This window comes from Acidovorax sp. GBBC 1281 (assembly GCF_028473645.1).
In the GTDB taxonomy this organism is placed as follows: domain Bacteria; phylum Pseudomonadota; class Gammaproteobacteria; order Burkholderiales; family Burkholderiaceae_C; genus Paracidovorax.
Map to the genome: position 1 here is coordinate 3,679,987 of NZ_CP097269.1, position 19,910 is coordinate 3,699,896.

Below are 19,910 nucleotides of genomic sequence, written 5' to 3' on the forward strand. Positions count from 1 at the left end.
TGGGAGAACCTGATCCATGGCCGTCCAGAGCCCCGCGAACGCCGCCATCGCACAGCTTCAGGGCAACTCGCTCGCCGGCCTCGTGCAAAACGAGATCGAGCGCATGATCCTGGCCTCCGAGCTCCAGCCCGGGGAGAAGCTGACCGAATCCACCCTGGCCACCCGCCTGGGCGTGTCGCGTGGCCCGGTGCGCGAGGCGTTCCGCATGCTCGACGAGGCCGGCCTGGTGCGCACCGAGAAAAACCGCGGCGTCTTCGTGCGCGACATCGCGCTGGACGAGGCCCTGGAGATCTTCGAGCTGCGCGCGGTGATGGAGATGTACATCGGCCGCAAGCTCGCCGAAACCTGCACCGCCGCCCAGACGAAGGCGCTGCGCCGATGGGTCGATGCCATGGACGCGGCCACCAAGGCCGGCAACGCGCAGGACTTCCACCGCTTCAACCTGGAGTTCCACGACGCCCTGCTGCAGCTGGCCGGCAACGCCAAGTTCACCGCCCATTACCGGCGCCTCATCAAGGAGCTATCGCTGATCCGGCGCCGCAACCTCACCGTCGAATCCATGGCGGTGTACACCCGCGAGCACCGGCAGATCGTCAAGGCGATCGCGGCGCGCAATGCCGAGGCCGCGGGCCAGGCGATGTTCGACCACGTGATGAACAGCCGCGAACGCACACTGCAGAACTACCGCCCCGCGCCAGAAGCCTCCCTCGCCACGCCGGCCCCAGTGCGCCGGCGCACCACGCGCGCCACCGCCGAGGCCTGACCATGCCGCTGGCCTTCGACGACATCGCACCGCTGTTCAAGCGCCATGGCGGCACGCAGTACAGCGGCGAGCCGGTCACGCAGACCGCGCACGCGCTGCAGACCGCCTGGCTGGCGGAACAGGCGGGCGCGGACGACGAGCTCGTCACCGCGGCGCTGCTGCACGACCTGGGCCACCTGCTGCAGGACCATGGCGACACCCCCACCGCGCACGGCATCGACGACCTGCACCAGTTCAGCGCCCTGCCCTTTCTGCGCGGGCTGTTCGGGGACCGTGTGCTCGACGCCATCCGCTGGCATGTGGACGCCAAGCGCTATCTGTGCGCCACCCGGCCGCATTACCGGTCGGCGCTGTCGGCCGACTCGCAGCGCAGCTTGGTGCTGCAGGGCGGCGTGTTCGGCGCGCAGGAGGCCCAGGCCTTCATCGGCCGCCCGCACGCCGAAGAGGCCGTGCGCCTGCGGCTGTGGGACGACCAGGCCAAGGTCGAGGGCCTGGCCACGCCGGGGCTGGCGCACTTCCTGGCATCGCGGCGCGGTGCCGCCTGCCGCAGCCTGCGGGACCGGCCTGAGTGCTGCGGCCCCGGGAGGTCACCGACACCCTCTAAGATACCGCCCCGTTGCGAACCCTTGGATGGGACGGCGCCTTCGGGCTCCGCCCCGTCTGTCCCGTCCCACCCGACGCCTTCCACCATCCACTCCCTATGTCTTCCGGCGGATTTCACGTACACGGCCCCCACGACCATGCGGTCGAACATGCCAGCCAGGGCCACGGCCCCCACGAGGCCCACGCGCACGAGGGCGGCGGATCGTCCACCAGCAAGATCGCCATGTTCACCGCGATCGTGGCGACGGTGGGCGCCATCTTTTCCTACATGGGCGGGGCCACGCAGGCCAATGCCGGGCTGCTGAAGAACGACGCGGCCATCCGCAAGACGGAGGCCTCCAACCAGTGGAATTACTTCCAGTCCAAGAGCACCAAGCAGTCGCTGACCGAAATGGCCCGCGACCTGGCGCCCGAGGACCGCAAGGGCAGCTACCAGACCAAGCTGGACCGCTACGAGGCCGAGAAGAACGAGATCAAGACGCAGGCCGAGAAGCTGGAGCGCGAGTCGCTCGACTTCGACCACCAGAGCGAGGCCCAGATGCACCAGCACCACCGCTGGGCCCAGGCCACCACCGCGCTGCAGGTGGCCATCGCCCTGGCGGCCATCGCGCTGCTCACGCGCAAGAAGTGGCTGGAATACGGCATGTACGGCGTGGCCGCCATCGGCCTGGGCGTCGGCACCATGGCGTTCCTGCATTTCTGAGCGCGGCTCCCCCTCTTCCCGTCTTTGCGAAAGCCCCTTCCATGGCCCTGCACCTGATTTATGCGCGCGCCGCCAACGGCGTGATCGGCAAGGACGGCACCATGCCCTGGCACCTGCCCGAAGACCTGGCGCACTTTCGCCGGCTGACGAACGGCTGCCCCGTGGTGATGGGCCGCAAGACCTGGGATTCGCTGCCACCGCGCTTTCGGCCGCTGCCGGGACGCGCCAACATCGTGGTGACGCGCCAGCCGGATTGGCAGGCCGAAGGCGCCCGCCGCGCCGCGGGCCTGCCCGAGGCCCTGCGGATGGCCGAGGCCGAGGGCCCCACCACCTGGGTGATCGGCGGCGCGCAGCTGTACGCGCAGGCCCTGCCGCTGGCCACGCGCATCGAGGCCACCGAGATCGGGCAGGCGTTCGAGGGCGACGCCTACGCGCCCGAGCCTGGCCCCGAATGGGTGGAAACGGCGCGCGAAAGCCATCGGAGTGCCGACGGCCTGCCTTACACTTTCCTGACGCTTGAGCGGCGCTGAAAAACCCCGCCCCTCTGAAAGGGCCGAGTAAGGCCGGGGTTCGAGGGGTGCGTCCGGGCCCTTAAGGCACGCGGTGACCGTTCAGCCGATGCAGAATCCGCGTGGCGGAATCGAAGGCGCCTTGTCAGGCCCCGATGCCGCCGCTCGCCGCCCCAGGCGAGCCCCCTCCTTCCTACGAACCTCCAGCCGAGCCCACTGTGAAACTAGACGCCATTGACCAAAAGATCCTGGATCTGTTGCAGGAAGACGCCGACCAGCAAGGGGCCGAGATCGCCGCCAAGGTGGGGCTCTCGACCACGCCGTGCTGGCGCCGGGTGCAGCGGCTCAAGGAGAGCGGCGTCATCAAGAAGAGCGTGGCGTTGGTCGATGCGCAGAAGGTCAACGTCGGCGTGACGGTGTTCGTTTCGGTGCGCACCAGCACCCACACGCAGGAGTGGTTCGACAAGTTCAAGGCCACCATCCAGGTCATGCCTGAGGTCGTCGAGTTCTATCGCATGAGCGGCGAGATCGACTACCTGCTGCGCGTGGTGGTGCCCGACATCGCGGCCTACGACCGGGTCTACAAGAAGCTGATCGCCAGCAACCACCTGTGCGACATCAGCTCCAGCTTCGCGATGGAAGAGATCAAGTTCACCACGGCGCTGCCGCTCAATTACGCGCGGTAGGCATCTGCGGCCGTTGGGCCGTAGGCACACCCGCTCGCCATCTGGCCGCACCAGACGGTTGCTATATTTTTAATAGCGATATGCCCTAGTACTGATTGTGCTGGAGGCATTTTTGGCCGCATGCCTGCGCACCGGCCAGGCGCACCGCCCGTCAACTGCGCCACAGCGCCATGCCGCCCGCCAGGCTCCAGGCCCGGGCGTGGCCCAGCCGGCGCAGCGCCTTGGCCGCCTGCGCGCTGCGGTTGCCGCTGCGGCAAAAGAACAGGACGGGCGTGTCGGGCGACAGAGCCAGCCATTCGGGCAGCGCGTTCACCAGGGCCGACAGCGGCACGGCCTGGCGCTGCACGGGTGCCCCCAGGTCGGGCGCCCGGCCCAGGCGCTGCTCGTAGGGCTCCCGCACGTCCACCAGCAGCAGGGCGGGCTGCGGGGCCTGCAGCATCGCTTGCAGTGCGGCCAGCGCCATGTCGCTGCCCGCGGCGGACGTGCACGGCGAGTCCACACGCACGCCGCACAGCATGGGCTGGCCGCTGGCCCCCTGCAGTGCCATGCCCTGCTCCAGCCGCGCCTTGGCCTGCGCGAAACCCGCGGCGTCCAGGCGCCCGTCGAGCACCTGCGCCAGCAGCGGCTGGGCGGCGCATTCCGTGGCGAGCGTGGTGGCGAAGCGGTGGTCTTCATCGTGCGCGGGCAGCAGCAGCGTACGGGTGCCCAGGTGTTGCGCCATGCGATGCAGCGACGGCCCGAAGGCGAGCGGCGCGCTCTGCGCGAAATCGCTGCGCCCCAGCGCGCCCGGCATGACGGTGTCTCCCACGAACGCCAGGCGCAGGCCCTGCGCGCCGTGCAGCAGATAGGCCGTGGCATCTTCGGTGTGGCCCGGCGTGGCCAGGCGGGTGAGGTGCAGCGCGCCCAGGTCGATCCGTTCGGCGGGCTGCGGCCAGCCCAGGGTGTCCACGGCCTCGTCCGCGGCCGGGTGGCCGGCCAGGGCGGCACGCAGCGCAGCGGCGGATGAGGCGTGGTCGCCGTGGCTGTGGGTGTCCAGCACCGCCGCCAGCGTGTAGCCCTGGCAACGCACCAGCTGGGCCAGCCGCTCGGTCAGCGCGGGCAGCGGATCGATCACGGCGCAGCGGCGGCTGGCGGCATCGGCCACCAGATAGCAGCACGCGCCATCGACCACGAAGCGGGTCACGCCTTCGACGGGCAGCGCGGCCGGTTGCGCCGGGCCCAGGCAGCTGGCACGCAGCGATTCGCCGCACGCGCGGATGCGGGCGCAGGCCTCGCCGATGAAGGCGGCGTCCGCGGCCGGGCCGAACGACAGCCGCACGGCCGAGTCTGCCTGCCAGGCCGGCAACTGCATGGCCTGCAGCACGTGGCTGGGCTGGGCCTTGGCCGCGCTGCAGGCCGAGCCGCCGCTGACGCGCACACCCGCGGCGTCGAACAGGTCCAGCAACAACCGGGAGCCCACGCCCGGCACCGAGAAGTTGAGCGTGGTGGGCAGGCAGAGCCCAGGCGGCGCGTTGAAGACGAGGCCGGGGAAGGCCGCCTCCAGCGCCGCGCCCAACTGCGCCCGGTAGCCCGCCAGCACCTGCGGGGGCTGGAACGTGGTGCCGCCCTCCAGCGCCGCCAGCACCGCGCCCAGGGCGGCGATGCCTGCCATGTTCTCGGTGCCCGAGCGCAGGGCGCCCTCCTGCCCGCCGCCGGCCATCATGGGCGTGAACGGCGCGCCCTCGCGCACGTACAGCAGGCCGATGCCCTTGGGCGCATAGAGCTTGTGGCCGGAGAACGTGGCGTAGTCGATGGGGTGGTCGGCCAGCTGCAGCGCCATCTTGCCCAGGGCCTGCACGCTGTCCACCAGCCACAGCGCGCCGCTGCCCGCCATCGCCTGCGCGATGCCCGCCAGATCGCTGACCACGCCGGTCTCGTTGTTGGCGGCCATGGTGCACACCAGCGCGGCGCGCGGCGCATGGGCGCGCAGCCAGTCGAGGTCGTGCCGGCCATCGTGCGCCACGGGAATGGGCAGCACCTGCAGGCCGAGCTGCAGCAGCGTGTTCCAGTGCCGGAGCGCCTCGGGCACCGCCTTGTGCTCGGTCGCGCCGTACAGCAGCAGCTGCGGCCCTGCGGCGCCGTCGCCGCCTGCGGTGCCCTGCCTGCGCACATGGTCCAGGGCCGACAGCACGGCGGTCTGGATGCCCTCGGTCGCGCCGCTCACGAACATCAGCTGGCCCGAAGGCGCACCGACCACCCGGCGGGCCCGGGCCCGCACCGCATCCATCAGCGCGCGGGCCTTGAGGCCGGTGCTGTGCGTGCTGCTGGGGTTGCCATAGTCGTCCGCCATCGCGGCCAGGGCGGCATCGCGGGCGGCGGGCAGGACGGGCGTGGTGGCGTTGGCGTCGAGGTAGATTTCCATGGCGTTGCTTGATTTCCGTTGATACGGGTAACAACAACCATGTTAGTGGGCCATATTGAGAATATTTTTCTTATTTTTTGGCTTTATTTGAAATCAGCATCCATCCACCCATGCTTTGGCAAGGCCCGGGGCACGGCGGCGGCTGCCGGCCAAGGCACTGCCGATCCGATGGGTCGGCCCGCTGGCGCCAGGGCGCTCGTCCACAATAGCGGGTTCGCCGCGGCCGGCCGCTGACCGAGCGGGTGCCGCGATGCCACCCCGCGTGGGATTGCAGCAGCGAGCGGTCGTCGCGCGCTCCGCGATCCCGGTGAAGTCGAGAGAACCCAGAACATGCAGCAGCCGGCAGAAAACACCCCCATCACCGCATCGCCATCCGCAGCGCCCTCCGCCCCTGGCACGCCCGCGCCCGCCGCGCCGCATCTGGGCAGCGACTTCTCGCACCACACGCCGATGATGCAGCAGTACCTGGCCCTGAAAGCCGCGTACCCCGACACGCTGGTCTTCTACCGCATGGGCGATTTCTACGAGGTGTTCTTCGCCGATGCCGAGAAGGCCGCGCGGCTGCTGGACATCACGCTCACGCAGCGCGGGCAGTCCGGTGGGCAGCCGGTGGTGATGGCCGGCGTGCCCTTCCACGCGCTGGAGAACTACCTGGGCCGGCTCATCAAGATGGGCGAGTCGGTGGCCATCTGCGAGCAGGTGGGCGAAGTGGGCGCGAGCAAGGGGCCGGTGGAGCGCAAGGTGGTGCGCGTGGTCACGCCGGGCACGCTCACCGACAGCGAACTGCTGTCCGACAAGGCCGAATCGCTGCTGCTGTCGGTGCACCAGGGCCCGCGCGCGCGTTGCGGCCTGGCGTGGCTCAGCGTGACGCAGGGGCTGGTGCACCTGGCCGAATGCACGCACGACGAGGTCGGCGCCTGGATCGCGCGCATAGCCCCGAGCGAGGTGATCTACAGCGCGGGCGTGACCGAGCGCTTCGAGCAGCAGCTGAAGGCGCTGCGCCAGAACGGCACGTTCGCCTGCCCCTTGAGCCTGCGGCCGGACTGGCAGTTCGATGCCGCGTTGGGCGAGCGCAAGCTGCTGGAGCAACTGGGCGCGGCCAGCCTCGCCGCCTGGAGCGCGCAGGACCTGGCCCAGGCCCACGCCGCCGCCGCCGCGCTGCTGGCCTATGCCGAGCACACGCAGGGCCGATCGCTCACCCACATGCACGGCGTGCGCGTGCAGCAGAGCGACGAGCTGATCGCCCTGCCCCTGGCCACGCGCCGCAACCTGGAACTGACGCGCACGCTGCGCGGCGAGGACGCGCCCACTCTCTTTTCGCTGCTGGACACCTGCATGACCGGCATGGGCAGCCGCCTGCTCAAGACCTGGCTGCTGGAGCCGCGGCGCGACCGCACCGAGGCCCGCCAGCGCCTGTCGGCCACCGCAGCGCTGCGCGGCACGGCCTCGGGCACCGGCGCATGGCAGGCGCTGCGCGGCGAGCTGCGCGGCGTGAGCGATGTGGAGCGTATCACGGCCCGCATCGCGCTGCGGCAGGTGCGCCCGCGCGAGCTGCTGGGCCTGTGCAAGACGCTACAAAAAGCAGAGCAGCTTGCCGGGGCATTCCATGCTTCGGAGCCGTTTTTGGCCCAGATCTTCGACCACCTGCGTCCGCCGGTCGATTGCGGCGAACTGCTGCGCGCGGCCATCCATGAAGAGCCGGCCGCGCTGGTGCGCGACGGCGGCGTGATCGCCTCGGGCTTTGACGCCGAGCTGGACGAGCTGCGCGGCATCCAGACGCACTGCGACACCTTCCTGCTCGACCTGGAGACGCGCGAGCGGGCCCGCACCGGCATCGCCAACCTGCGCGTGCAGTTCAACAAGGTGCACGGCTTCTACATCGAGGTGACCAGCAGCCACCTGGACCGCGTGCCGCACGACTACCGCCGCCGCCAGACGCTCAAGAACGCCGAGCGCTTCATCACGCCGGAACTCAAGACCTTCGAGGACAAGGCGCTGTCGGCGCAGGAGCGCGGCCTGGCGCGCGAGAAGTGGCTGTACGAGCAGTTGCTGGACCGGCTGCAGCCGCACGTGCCCGCCCTCACCCGGCTGGCGCATGCGCTGGCCACGCTCGATGTGCTGTGCGCGCTGGCCGAGCGATCGCTCACGCTGAACTGGTGCGCGCCGCAGTTCGCGCCCGAGCCCTGCATCGAGATCGAGGGCGGGCGCCACCCGGTGGTGGAGGCGCGGCTGGCCGAGACCTCGTCCGGCAGCTTCATCGCCAACCACACGCGGCTGAACGCCAACACCCGCATGCAGGTCATCACCGGGCCCAACATGGGCGGTAAATCGACCTATATGCGGCAGGTGGCGCTGATCGTGCTGCTGGCCAGCATGGGCAGCCACGTGCCGGCCACGTCGTGCCGCCTGGGGCCCATCGATGCGATCCACACGCGCATCGGCGCGGCCGACGACCTGGCCAACGCGCAATCGACCTTCATGCTGGAGATGACCGAGGCCGCGCAGATCCTGCATTCGGCCACGCCGCACAGCCTGGTGCTGATGGACGAGATCGGGCGTGGCACGAGCACCTTCGACGGCTTGGCGCTGGCCAGCGGCATCGCCACGCACCTGCACGACCGCACCAAGGCGTTCACGTTGTTCGCCACCCACTACTTCGAACTGACCGAACTGTCGGCGCGCCACCAGCACGCGGTGAACGTGCACGTGGGCGCGACCGAATCGGGCTCGAACATCGTCTTTTTGCACGAGATACAGCCGGGGCCGGCCAGCCGCAGCTACGGCATCCACGTGGCCCGCCTGGCGGGCGTGCCGGCCCCGGTGCTGAACCATGCGCGCCACACGCTGGCCGCTCTGGAGCAGCGGGCCGGCGAGGGCGAAACGCAGGTGGACCTGTTCGCCGAACCGCCCGAGGCCGAGGGGCCGCTGGTAAGCCCGGCGGAAGCGGCACTGGCCGAACTGCAGCCCGACACCCTGAGCCCGCGCGAGGCGCTGGACGCGCTCTACCAGCTCAAGCGGCTGGTGCAGGGTTAGCCAGGCCGCGCAGGCGGCCGACCCCGGGAGAGCCTACTCGGCCGGAGCCACGGCGGGCTTGGGTGCCTTGGGCGTGCGCTCGAACTTGGTCTTGGCCGCGATCTGCTGGCCTTCGGACAGGCCGTCCATGTCGCGGTACAGGTGCACCGACAGAGCGATGTCGCCGGACTTGTTCTTGAGGCTGTGGGGCACGCCCAGCTCGTCAGGCCCGAAGCCAGCCCACGACCCCTGCGGCCGCGCATTTTTGTCGGTCTTGTCGGCCAGCGGCGTTTTGTCTTTCGTTTCGCCGGTCGGTCGGTAGATCCGCTCCGACAAATTGCCCTTCAGGATGAAAGAAGCGCACTCGTTGGGATGGTCGTGGATGGGGGTCTTTTGCTTGGCATCGAACACGAACAGTTGCAGGCAGAACGACTCTCCTTCCTTTGCGTGGCTGTGCAGCAGATAGCGGCCGTAACCCGCCAACTGGGTGGCGTCCTTGGGCTGATAGATATCGGTGGACAGCTGGGCTTGCTCCAGCAGGCCCGGGAGGGCGTCCGCCACGCAATCGCGCACGTCCTTGCCGGCCGCGATCTCGGCTTGCACGGAGGCTTGCTGCAAAAACTTCTGCACGCCGGCCTCCAGGCGCTTTTGGTTGCCCGCGTGCTCGGGCAGGTTGTCTGCAGGGATGGCGGTATAGACACCCGGCAGCGCCGCTTCGCGGGCGGTGATCGTGGATTCCGCAGCGGCCACAGTGGTCAAGGGGCGCACACTTTGCAGGTGCTGAAGCCCGGCCGGGGCGCAGAGGGAATGCGCCCTGCGGCGACTGAAACGCAGCGCCGGACTGGAACGATGCGAGGCTGCCCCGGGCTTGCGGCGATGCGCTGCCCGAATGGGCCTTGCCCCCTCCCGCACGGGCATTCAAGCCCGGCGGCGCGAAACCCGGCCGCGATTGGCCGGCGGTGGTGGCGCCCGACGCGGCCTTTTTGGCCGCATGGGCGGTCGGTTGTTGCGATGCCATCTGTTTGAGGAGGCGGCTGCCCGTGGAGACGAGCCTGGATGCATTGGTCATGGAAAAAACACCTTTCGAAGCGGTAAAGAAAGCGAGAACGGCGACTACTTGATCCGTCGCTTAACCCACCCGCCATTCTTCGAACCACAAGGCGGAATCCCGCCCGACACGCGAAGCCGATGTCCGGAAATGCGAATGTCTTTTCATATTGCGAAATCATCTGAAACATTGGCGACACGCCGCACCGTTTGTCCCCTGTTTCTGACGCACCGTCTTGGGGCAAGTCCGCAGCGCAACGGCGACAACGCCTACACTCGACCCTTTGTCCCCCAATTGCCCTCCATGACGTATTGCGTCGCCATCAAGCTCAACGCCGGACTGGTTTTCCTGTCCGATTCCCGCACCAATGCGGGCCTGGACCAGATCAGCTCCTTTCGCAAGATGATGATCTACGAGAAGGCGGGCGACCGATTCATGGTGCTGCTGTCCGCCGGCAACCTGAGCATCTCCCAGTCGGTGCGCGAGATCCTGCAGTCCGAGCAGCTCACCGACCGCGAGGGCGGCGAGCCGATGACGATCTGGAATGCCAAGAGCATGTTCGATGCCGCCCGCGTGCTGGGCGCCGCCGTGCGCCACGTGCATGAACGCGACGGCGCTGCGCTCAAGCGCTCGGGTGTGGACTTCAATGTCTCGCTGGTGTTCGGCGGGCAGATCCAGGGCGAGGGCATGCGGCTCTTTCAGGTGTACTCGGCGGGCAACTTCATCGAAGCCACGTCCGAGACGCCGTACTTCCAGGTGGGCGAATCCAAATACGGCAAGCCCGTGCTCGACCGCGTGCTGACGCCCGACACGCCGCTGGACGAGGCCGCCAAGTGCGCGCTGGTGTCCATGGACAGCACGCTCAAGTCCAACCTCTCGGTAGGCCTGCCGCTGGACCTGGTGGTGTACGAGGTGGGCCAGTTCGCCACCGACAAGATCGTCTGCATCGACGAGCACAACCCCTACTTCCGCATGCTGCACAACAGCTGGGGCGAGAAGCTGCGCGAGGTGTTCGACAGCATCGAAGACCCCGCATGGCACGGCGGCCTGACCAAGGTGCCGATCAAGGTCGAGCCATCGCGCAGCCGCCCGATCAAGAAGATCACCAACCCGCGCGACAAGCTCGTCTGACGCCCTGGCGGCACGCCGCCACGGCAGCAGCCGCCGAAGCCCCATGCTCCCCATCGTCTTCTCGCACGCCAACAGCTTTCCGGCAGGCACTTACTCGGTGCTGTTTCGCCACCTGAAGGACCGGGGTTTCGATGTCAGCGCGCTGGACCGCTACGGGCATGCGCCCGAGTACCCCGTCACCAACAACTGGCCGCACCTGGTGCAGCAGCTGGCCGACTTCGCGCAGGAGCAGGTGCAGCGCGCGGGCGGGCCGGTGTTCTTCGTGGGCCATTCGCTCGGCGGCTTCCTGAGCGTGATGACCGCTGCGCGCCACCCCGAACTGGCGCGCGGTGTGCTGATGATCGACTCGCCCCTCATCAGCGGCTGGCGCGCCAGTGCGCTGGGCATGGCCAAGCAGACGCAACTGGTGGGTGCCGTGTCGCCCGGCAAGGTCAGCCGGGCCCGGCGCAACGCGTGGGCCAGCCCCGACGAGGCGCTGGAGCATTTCCGCAAGAAGAAGGCCTTCGCGCAGTGGGACGGCGAGGTCCTGCGCGACTACATCCAGCACGGCCTGCGCGAGCACGAGGGCCGGCACATGCTGCATTTCGACCGGGCCGTGGAGACCGCCATCTACAACACCCTGCCGCACAACCTGTCGCAGCTGCTGCGAGCGCACCCGCTGCGCTGCCCTGCGGCGTTCATCGGCGGGCGCTCGTCGGCCGAGGTGCGGCAGGTGGGCATGGCGATGACGCTGAGCATCACCCAGGGGCGGGTGACGGTGCTCGACGGAAGCCACCTCTTCCCGATGGAACAGCCCAAGACCACGGCCGCCGCCATCGAGGCCGCGCTGCTGAATCTCATGGCGGTCCGGACCGCCTGAGCCTCTTCCCCCCTGGTCGCGCTGCGCCCGCACGGCTTCCATTCCGCGCAGGTCCAAAGTGCCGCTGAGCGAGCGCCGACGTTAAAGGCTGCAACGCGCATTCCGCGCCCGAAGGGGCTCCATGGCCACTCGCCGCGCCATGACCACCCACTGCAGCATGGCAGCCGCTTTTCGTGTGGCCAACGTACCGCATCCATCAAAAAAATGGAATCTGCGGAGAAAGTTCTCATACACTGCGGCAGCGTTACAACGTGATACAGCATGCCTTATCCCGACACAACCCGCCCCCGCTGCGCTGCTCTCGAGTCCAGCCAGGCCCCCTGCCCGCCCTGCGGCGGCTTGCGCACATGACACGTCGCCCGACACCTCCCGGCGGGCGGTGCGCCCGCCATTCGCGCACGGTGCGCTGACGCACAAGCCACCGCGTCGCCCCCATTGCCACTGCTGCCATGCGCCTGTTCTCCCGCTTGCATCCGTGGTCTACAGCCTTCCTGCGGTGCTGGCTGCGCCGCCTTCTGCCGGGGTGGATGGTGGTGGTGTCCGGATTGCTCGCCCCCGCGGCCCAGGCGGCCCCACCGCTGGTGCTGCACGATGGCATGCCGCCCGCGAACCTGTGGCAAGCCTTCACGGTGCTGGCCGACCGCACCGCCGCGCTGACAGCCGAAGAAGCCCTGGCAAGCCCTGGCGCATTTGCCGCGCCGGCCCACACGGGCGGATCGCTCGGAGTGCATGCGGGCGCCCTGTGGCTGCGCGCCACGCTGGTCAACCAGGCGGGGGCAAACACGGAGTGGGTCGTGAACATCGACTACTCTGCCCTGCACCAGGTGGACCTCTACCTGGCGCAAGGCGGCCGCATCGTGCAGCAGGCCACCATGGGCAACATGCGTCCCTTCAGCCAGCGCCCCTGGCAATCACGCACCCCGGCGACGGGCCTCAAGATGACCGCCAGCGTGCCCTACGAACTGCTGGTGCGTGTGCGCACGGGCGGCAGCATGGTCCTGCCCGCCACCGTGGCGCAGGCGCCGCAATTTCTCTCGGGCGCGCTCGCCGAGCAGATGCTGCAGGGCCTGTTCGCCGGGCTGGCCCTTTGCCTGCTGATCTACAGCCTGGGGCAATGGATCGGAGGAGGCGAGCGGCTCTTCCTGCACTACGCGCTGCTGGTCGCTGCCAGCGCGGGCTTTTGCCTGCAGCTCTTCGGGATCGGGGCGCAGTACCTCTGGCGCGACCAGCTCTGGGTCGAGCTGCACATCGCCACCCTGTGCGGCTTCGCGGCGCTGGCGACCACGTTCCTGTTTCTCGGGCAGGCCCTGCTGGAGGGCAAGGCGCGTGGCGGTTTCTTTCGCGCCATGCAGGGCGCCGCCGCGGTCAGCGCGGTGCTGGGCGCCGCCTTTCTGGTGGACGGGATCGACACGCGCACGGCCATGGTGCTGCTCACCGCCCTGGGCCCCCTGCCCTGGCTGATGAGCGTGCCGGTGGCCTGGGCCCGCGCGCGGCGGCGCGATCCGCTGGGTGCCACGCTGCTGCTGGCCGCCGCCGCGTTCTTCGTCGCGGCGGCCACCATGGCCGGCCTGTCGCAAGGCCTGCTGCCGGCCAACGGCTGGACGCTGCATGCCCTGCAGATCGGCACGGTGGTGGACATGCTGCTGTTCATGCGTGTGCTGGGGCTGCGCACGGCGGCGCTGGGCCGGGCCGCGCGCGATGCCCGCCGCGAGCGCGACGCCATGCGCTCGCTCGCGCACACCGACCCGCTCACCGGCCTGGCGAACCGGCGCGGGCTCGACCTGGCGCTAGCGGCCGCGATGGCCCGGTGCACGCCAGAGCATCTAGCGGCCGTGTACATGCTCGACCTGGACGGCTTCAAGCCGGTGAACGACAGCCACGGGCACGACGTGGGCGACCAGCTGCTGGTGGCGGTGACGGCGCGCCTGCACGAACACCTGCGCCACACCGACACGGTCGCCCGCATCGGCGGCGACGAATTCGTGGTGCTGGCCAACGACCTGGCCAGCCCCGAGCAGGCGCATGCGCTCGGCAACCAGTTGCTCGATGCGTTTCGCACCCCCATCGTGCTGGGCAATCTCGAACTGCAGGTGGGCCTGACCATCGGCTACGCCCTGGCGCCGCTGGACTCCACCGAGCCGGCCCTGTTGATCAAGCTGGCCGATGCCGCGATGTACACCGGCAAGCAGAGCGGCAAGTTCTGCGTGCGGCGCAACACCGGGGACCTGGCGCTGTTGTCCTCCTGATGCCTCGCCACCCGGCCCCCACAGCCCATCCGCCCCAAGCCCCTTTTTTTTCCTTCCATCGTCCAACCACCCAAGGAGCTTCACCCCATGGCCCACCGCAAGAGTCCCGCCCGCATTGCCAAGGACGCCCGCGTCGCCCACCTGAACGCACTGGCCGCCAACCAGCCCGCAGACGATCCCACGCCATGGCAGGCGCTGGCCGCGCTGGAAGACGGCCTGCTCGGGCGCATCATCGTGCCCGGCGATCCGAGATACGAAAACGACCGCCAGGAGTCCAACCCGGCCTTCCAATCCTACCCGTGGGTCATCGTGTACTGCGCTTGCGAGACCGACGTGGCGCTGTGCCTGGCCTACGCCCGCACCTTCAACGCCTGGGTGGCCGTGCGCTCGGGCGGCCACAGCACCGCCGGCTACTCGGTCAACAGCGGCATGGTGATCGACCTCAGCCTGATGAGCGGCGTGGTGCTGGATCGCGCCCAGGCGCTCGTGCATGTGCTGCCCGGCACCCAATTCGAACAGTTCAATGCCGCGATGAACAACACCGGCTGGCACGTTCCCACCGGCGCCTGCGGCAACGTGTGCGTGGGGGGCTTCGTGCAGGGGGGCGGCTACGGCTACACCTCGCGCGCCTTCGGCATCCAGAGCGACCTGGTGGATTCGATGCGCGTGATGCTGGCCGACGGCACCACCGTGACGGCCAGCAAAACGGAGAACCCGGACCTCTTCTGGGCGCTGCGCGGCGGCACGGGGGGCAACTTCGGCGTGGTGCTGCAGGTGACCTACCGCATGGTGCCGCTCGACCAGGTGTGGGCCTGGTCCATCAGCTGGGATGCGGCGCACGCCGCGCAGGTGCTGGAGCTGTTCCAGACCAGCTACATGAAGGTGGGCGCGCCCGACACGCTCGGCTACATGATGAATCTGGGCTACCTGAACGGCAAGCCCGTGTACATGGTGCAGGGCATGTTCTGCGGTTCGCGCGAGGACGGCATGCACGCCATCGCCTCCCTGCTGGCCGTGCCGAGCGCGAAGCTGCTGGTGGACAAGACGGGCACCTACCCGGACATGAACAGCTACCTGGAGGACGAGCCCTACACGTTGCCCGACAACCTGCCCCCCCACATCTGCGAATCCAAGGCCAGCGCGTACATCGCGCAGCCGGTCACCCAGGCGCAGTGGCAGCAGCTGGTGGACTATTTCAGCACCTCGCCCAACACCTGGTCGCTCGCGTACCTGGAGCCCTATGGCGGCGCAATCAACCGCTACCCCGCGGCCGACAGCGCCTTCATCCATCGCCACATGGACTGCGACCTGGTGGTGGACGTGTTCTGGCGCGACGAAGAAGAGCGCGCCCACATGGAGCTGTGGCTGGCGGGCCTGATGGAACTGGTCAAGCCGTGGCTGTGCGGTGCCGTGTACCAGAACTACCCCGACGCCACGCTGGAGAACTTCGCCGACGCCTACTGGGATGCCCCCACGTACGCCAAGCTGCAGCAGGTCAAGCTGCAGTACGACCCGACGAACTTCTTCCATTACGCGCAGAGCATCGCGCTGCCGCCGCCTCCGAAAGACTGACCCGGCGCATGAAGCCGCGCATGCCACTCGCACGCAAGGGCGGGCGGCATGCCGGCCAGGCCGCCGGCCCGGTCAAGGCCGCTCGGCAGGCGGCTCGGCGTAGCGCACGCAGCCCGAGCCCGCGCGTTTGGCGGCATACATGGCCTGGTCCGCCCGAACCATGAGCACCTCGATATCGCCCTCGATGGGCGGATACGTCGCCACGCCGATGCTGGCGCCCACGCGCACGTCGCGCCCCTCCACCCGCATCGGCTGGCCCAGCGCATCGATGATGCGATGGCCCAGGCTGTTGGGGGCGCCATGGTCCACGTCGGTGTCCAGCATCACCAGGAACTCGTCGCCTCCCAGCCGGGCCACGGTGTCCTGCGCCCGCACCACGTTGCCCAGGCGCTTGGCCACGAGCCGCAGCACCTCGTCGCCCACCTTGTGGCCCTGCTCGTCGTTGATCTTCTTGAAGCCGTCCAGGTCGATGAACAGCAGCGCCACCGTGCCGGCCTGGTGGCGCGCGGCCTCCAGCGACCGTTCGCAACGGCGGTGGAAGGCCGATCGGTTGTACAGGCCGGTGAGCGAGTCGTGATTGGCCAGGTACTGCTGCTGGCGCGAGATCTCGATCTTGGAAGAAACGTCCTGCACCAGCGACATGATCGAGGTCACCCGGCCTTCGGCGTCGGTGAGCGCGGAGTTGAACCACTCGCAGTGCATCTCGGTGCCGTCGCCGCGCAGGAAGCAGGTTTCCACGCGGTTCTGGGATTCGCGGCCCGATTGCAGGCTGGCCAGGGCCTGGGTGAGGTTCTCGTCCATGGCCGCCGTGCCCGGCAGCGCCAGCAGCGACCGCGCCTCGACCTGCACCACATCTTCCCAGCCCATCAGCTGGATGGCGCGGCGCGAGCAGTGCAGCAGCCGCAATTCGTGGTCCATCTCCAGCACGGCCAGGGGGCTGTTGTCCATGTGCGAAGACAACCGCTGGTTGGCCGCGCGCAAGGCGTTCATGGTCACCTGCAGTTCATGCACATCCAGGGCCGTGGTGACGAATCCGTCGATCTCGCCCTGGGCGTTGCGCCAGGGCGCAAGGCAGATGGTGCGCCATTCCTCGAAGCCTTCGGGGTTGTGCACCAGGCGCTGGTAGTTCAGCCGCTCGCCGCGCAACACCCGCTCCACGAACGGCATGAAGCGCGAATGGTTGTAATCGCCGTACAGTTCCAGCAGCGTCTTGCCGACCAGCTCCGAGGCGGGCGCGCCGAACCAGCGGGCGTATTCGTCGTTCACGTACACGACGCGCTGCTGCCGGTTCACCGCCGCCACGGTGGCGCCCACGCTGCGAGTGAGCAACCCCAGCATCTCTTCGGCTGAAAACTCGGCGGCCGCCCTCGACGCGGGCAGCGTGCGAAATCCCGGCAGCTCGTTTGGCGTCATACGGCGGGAACCTTTGACTGTTGTCGTTGGCGGCGTGGGCAACCGGGGCTAAAAGGGGCACTGCGGCAGCCTGCCGCCGCCATCCCCCGGCATTCCGGCTTGCACGGGGCAGCTTATCACTTTCTGTTACCAATGCCTCAGCGGATGGGCTGGCAGGCCGCCACTGGCGCGAGTGGCCGGCGCCCCGTCAATCCGCCCAGGTCACCCACCCGGTCCAGGCAGTCACCAGCACCACGATGCCGAAGCCGATGCGGTAGTACGCGAACGGCACGAAGCTGTGCGTGCTGATGTAGCGCAGCAGCCAGCGCACGCAGAGCCACGCGCTGATGAACGAGAACACCAGCCCGACCGCGAACAGGGGCACGTCGCCCACCGTCAGCAGGTGCCGCTCCTTGTACAGGCTGTAGACCCCCGCACCGATCAGCGTCGGGATGGCCAGGAAAAACGAGAAGTCGGTGGCGGCCTTGCGAGACAGCCCCAGCAGCATGCCGCCGATGATGGTGGCGCCGCTGCGGCTCGTGCCCGGCACCATCGCCAGACACTGCGCCAGCCCCACCTTGAGGGCATCGAGCGGCGTCATGTCGTCCACCTCGTGAACGCGCACCGCGCGGGGCGAACGGCGCTCGGCCCACAGGATGACGAAGCCGCCCAGGATGAACGTGCTGGCCACCACCACGGGCGTGAACAGGTGCTCCTTGATGAGCTTGCCGAAGATCAGCGCCAGCACCACGGCGGGCAGGAATCCGATGATCACGTTGAGTGCGAAGCGCCGCGCCTGCCGCTGCGTGGGCAGCGCCACCACAGTGGCCCGGATCTTCTGCCAATAGACCAGAATCACCGCGAAGATCGCCCCGGTCTGGATGGCGATGTCGAAGACCTTGGCCTTGGCATCGTCGAACCCGAGCAATGAACCCGCCAGGATCAGATGCCCGGTGGAAGAGATGGGAAGAAACTCGGTCAGGCCCTCGACCACCCCCATGATGGCGGCCTTGACCAACAATACGACGTCCACTGGCGCTCCTTGAAATGACAGCCGGGATTATCGGCGCGCCGCAACAGCGGCGGCCGGTTCCGGGGGACGATCGCACGAAGGCCGTTTCACCTCGGCGCGAGCATCAATTCAATTGGTGGTCAGCAAGAAGATATATCGTTTTCGGTTATGCGTGTTGTTTTCTAAAGTCTGGGTCATGTCGAATTTCCACACCACGACGACGCCATGACAAACACCCCTGCACGCATTCCTTTCCATCTTGCTTTTCCCGTCCGCGACATCGCGTAAGCCCGCGCTTTCTACGGGCAGCTTCTGGGCTGTCCTGAAGGCCGAAGCGCTCCGGAGTGGGTCGATTTCGACTTCTACGGCCATCAGATCGTCGCCCACCTGGCCCCCGAAGAATGCGGCCACAGGGCGAGCAGCGCCGTCGACGGGCATGACGTACCCGTTCGGCATTTCGGTGCCATCTTGCCCATGGACACATGGCAGGCCCTGGCAGACAAGCTGGCTGCCGTACAAACAAAATTCGTCATCGAGCCGTACATCCGCTTCAAAGGCGAACCTGGCGAGCAGGCGACCATGTTCTTCCTGGACCCCTCGGGCAATGCCATCGAGATGAAGGCCTTCGCAGACCTGGGTTCGCTCTTCGCCAAGTGAGAACGCGATGAACCCTTTCCTCACCACCCGCGCTGGCATGGCCGCGGTGCTCATGGCGCTTGCAGCTTCGGCCTCTGCGCAAACCGATACCTTGAAAAAGATCAGGGAGTCGGCGACGGTCACGATGGGCGTTCGCGATGCATCCGGCGCCATGTCGTTCACGACGGGGCCGGGCAAATACACCGGCTTCCATGTGGAGATCTGCGAACGCGTCATTGCCGACGTCAAGAAGGCCGCGCAACTCGACCGGCTGGAGGTGAAGTACCAGCTGGTGACACCACAGAACCGCATTGCGCTCGTTCAAAACGGCACGGTGGACCTTGAATGCGGCACCACGACGAACAACCTCGCACGCCAAAAAGACGTGGCATTTGCCCCAACGCTCTATGTGGAAGGGGTTCGCATCGCGGTCAGGTCGGGCTCCACCATCCAGTCGACGGCACAGTTGGCCGGCAAGACGATCGCGGCCACCTCGGGCAGCACCTCGGTTCAGGTGCTGCGAAAGCTCAAGAGCGACGCCTCGGAACTCCTGGCCAAGGACAACAGCGAAGGATTCCTGCTGCTGGAGACTGGTCGCGCCGACGGTTTCGCGGCGGACGGGCAGATTCTTGCAACGCTGATCTCCAAGAGCAAAACCCCCGGGCAATACAAGCTGCTGGACCAGGTCCTGAGCACCGAACCCATCGCCATCATGTTGCCCAAGGGGGATCCGGCATTCAAGCAGGTGGTCGATCAGAGCATCGTGTCACTCGCCAGGAGCGGGGAAGTGGCGCGCCTCTATGACAAATGGTTCATGAAACCGATCCCGCCGCAGAACGCAACTGTCGGGCTGCCAGCGACCGAAATGACCCGAGCCGCCTGGGCCGACCCCAACGACAAACCCATGGAAGAGTACGAGGCACGCTGAATGCGTGAGCACCCTATGACACAAAACAGCAAATCGGTTCCGACCAGCGACTATCACACCGTGGTGGCGGTCGCACAGAAATACGTCGATGGCCTGCGGATCGGCAGCATCGAGGCGATTGCCCAGGCTTTCCACCAAGACGCGGTGATGTACGGCTTCACCCATGGTGAACTGCTCGGAGGCCCGGTGGCCAACCTGTTCGACTTCGTGCAGAAGAACGGAAAAGCCCCGGAGATCGCGGCCCGGCTGGACGTTCTGGCCATCACGCCCACCACGGCCGTGATCGGGGTCGACATGGAAAAGGATGCCATCGGTGCCGACCACAACGACTATCTCACGCTCATCAAGATCGGGGGCGATTGGAAAGTCATCGCAAAGGTTTACCACCAGTTCGGCTGAGGCTCAACGG

Annotated in this window: 15 protein-coding genes and 2 pseudogenes; 13 read left to right on the forward strand and 4 right to left on the reverse strand. The window is 68.0% G+C overall.

The genetic code is table 11. From position 1 onward, the window contains the following. The first annotated feature begins 16 nt into the window (after positions 1-16). The 5 genes and pseudogenes from M5C96_RS17190 (at position 17) to M5C96_RS17210 (ending at position 3,264) form a co-directional block, all read left to right on the forward strand. Positions 17-763: a phosphonate utilization associated transcriptional regulator gene (locus M5C96_RS17190; RefSeq protein ID WP_272564328.1), complete on the forward strand. Its 747-nt coding sequence runs from the start codon at positions 17-19 to the stop codon at positions 761-763. Between the two features lie 2 nt (positions 764-765). Continuing rightward, positions 766-1,287, forward strand: a pseudogene (locus M5C96_RS17195) (phosphonate degradation HD-domain oxygenase); the annotation flags it as partial. Between the two features lie 176 nt (positions 1,288-1,463). Continuing rightward, a complete protein-coding gene (locus tag M5C96_RS17200) occupies positions 1,464-2,069 on the forward strand; it encodes a DUF4337 domain-containing protein (protein WP_272564330.1) in 606 nt (201 codons plus the stop codon). Between the two features lie 41 nt (positions 2,070-2,110). Next, positions 2,111-2,599 carry a dihydrofolate reductase gene (locus M5C96_RS17205; protein WP_272564332.1) on the forward strand — a complete coding sequence of 163 codons (489 nt, stop codon included), beginning with the start codon at positions 2,111-2,113 and terminating at the stop codon, positions 2,597-2,599. Positions 2,600-2,796: 197 nt separating this feature from the next. Next, positions 2,797-3,264, forward strand: a complete 468-nt coding sequence (locus M5C96_RS17210; RefSeq protein ID WP_272564333.1) for an Lrp/AsnC family transcriptional regulator — start codon at positions 2,797-2,799, stop codon at positions 3,262-3,264. A 151-nt stretch (positions 3,265-3,415) separates the two neighbouring features. Here the strand turns inward: M5C96_RS17210 and M5C96_RS17215 are convergent, their stop codons facing one another. Further along, positions 3,416-5,665 carry an aminotransferase class V-fold PLP-dependent enzyme gene (locus M5C96_RS17215; RefSeq protein ID WP_272564335.1) on the reverse strand — a complete coding sequence of 750 codons (2,250 nt, stop codon included), beginning with the start codon at positions 5,663-5,665 and terminating at the stop codon, positions 3,416-3,418. A 450-nt stretch (positions 5,666-6,115) separates the two neighbouring features. Between M5C96_RS17215 and mutS the strand changes: the two genes are divergently transcribed. Further along, complete coding sequence (gene mutS, locus M5C96_RS17220; RefSeq protein ID WP_272569762.1) at positions 6,116-8,698, forward strand: DNA mismatch repair protein MutS; 2,583 nt, start codon at positions 6,116-6,118, stop codon at positions 8,696-8,698. A gap of 33 nt (positions 8,699-8,731) precedes the next feature. On the opposite strand, the gene M5C96_RS17225 is transcribed toward mutS, so the two are convergent. Then, entirely contained in the window at positions 8,732-9,436 is a 705-nt protein-coding gene (locus tag M5C96_RS17225; RefSeq protein WP_336297864.1) for a cysteine dioxygenase, read from the reverse strand. A 592-nt stretch (positions 9,437-10,028) separates the two neighbouring features. Here M5C96_RS17225 and M5C96_RS17230 point away from each other — a divergent pair. The 4 genes from M5C96_RS17230 to M5C96_RS17245 all read left to right on the forward strand — a co-directional run bounded on the left by M5C96_RS17230 (position 10,029) and on the right by M5C96_RS17245 (position 15,533). Further along, positions 10,029-10,856, forward strand: coding sequence for a proteasome-type protease (locus M5C96_RS17230; protein WP_272564337.1), 828 nt, complete (start codon positions 10,029-10,031; stop codon positions 10,854-10,856). Between the two features lie 43 nt (positions 10,857-10,899). Beyond that, complete coding sequence (locus M5C96_RS17235) at positions 10,900-11,715, forward strand: alpha/beta fold hydrolase (protein WP_272564338.1); 816 nt, start codon at positions 10,900-10,902, stop codon at positions 11,713-11,715. 449 nt (positions 11,716-12,164) lie between these two features. After that, complete coding sequence (locus M5C96_RS17240) at positions 12,165-13,961, forward strand: diguanylate cyclase (protein WP_272564339.1); 1,797 nt, start codon at positions 12,165-12,167, stop codon at positions 13,959-13,961. An 87-nt stretch (positions 13,962-14,048) separates the two neighbouring features. Further along, positions 14,049-15,533, forward strand: coding sequence for an FAD-binding oxidoreductase (locus M5C96_RS17245; RefSeq protein ID WP_272564340.1), 1,485 nt, complete (start codon positions 14,049-14,051; stop codon positions 15,531-15,533). A gap of 72 nt (positions 15,534-15,605) precedes the next feature. On the opposite strand, the gene M5C96_RS17250 is transcribed toward M5C96_RS17245, so the two are convergent. Next, a complete protein-coding gene (locus M5C96_RS17250) occupies positions 15,606-16,946 on the reverse strand; it encodes a diguanylate cyclase domain-containing protein (protein ID WP_272564342.1) in 1,341 nt (446 codons plus the stop codon). A 187-nt stretch (positions 16,947-17,133) separates the two neighbouring features. Continuing rightward, positions 17,134-17,958 (reverse strand): undecaprenyl-diphosphate phosphatase, encoded by an 825-nt coding sequence (locus tag M5C96_RS17255; protein ID WP_272564344.1) that lies wholly within the window; start codon positions 17,956-17,958, stop codon positions 17,134-17,136. A 204-nt stretch (positions 17,959-18,162) separates the two neighbouring features. On the opposite strand from M5C96_RS17255, the pseudogene M5C96_RS17260 reads away from it, so the two are divergent. The 3 genes and pseudogenes from M5C96_RS17260 (at position 18,163) to M5C96_RS17270 (ending at position 19,900) form a co-directional block, all read left to right on the forward strand. Further along, positions 18,163-18,594, forward strand: a pseudogene (locus tag M5C96_RS17260) (VOC family protein). Positions 18,595-18,601: 7 nt separating this feature from the next. Further along, on the forward strand, positions 18,602-19,501 hold the full coding sequence (locus M5C96_RS17265; protein WP_272564346.1) for an amino acid ABC transporter substrate-binding protein: 900 nt from the start codon (positions 18,602-18,604) through the stop codon (positions 19,499-19,501). A 15-nt stretch (positions 19,502-19,516) separates the two neighbouring features. Further along, complete coding sequence (locus M5C96_RS17270) at positions 19,517-19,900, forward strand: nuclear transport factor 2 family protein (RefSeq protein ID WP_272564347.1); 384 nt, start codon at positions 19,517-19,519, stop codon at positions 19,898-19,900. The last annotated feature ends 10 nt before the right edge of the window (positions 19,901-19,910 follow it).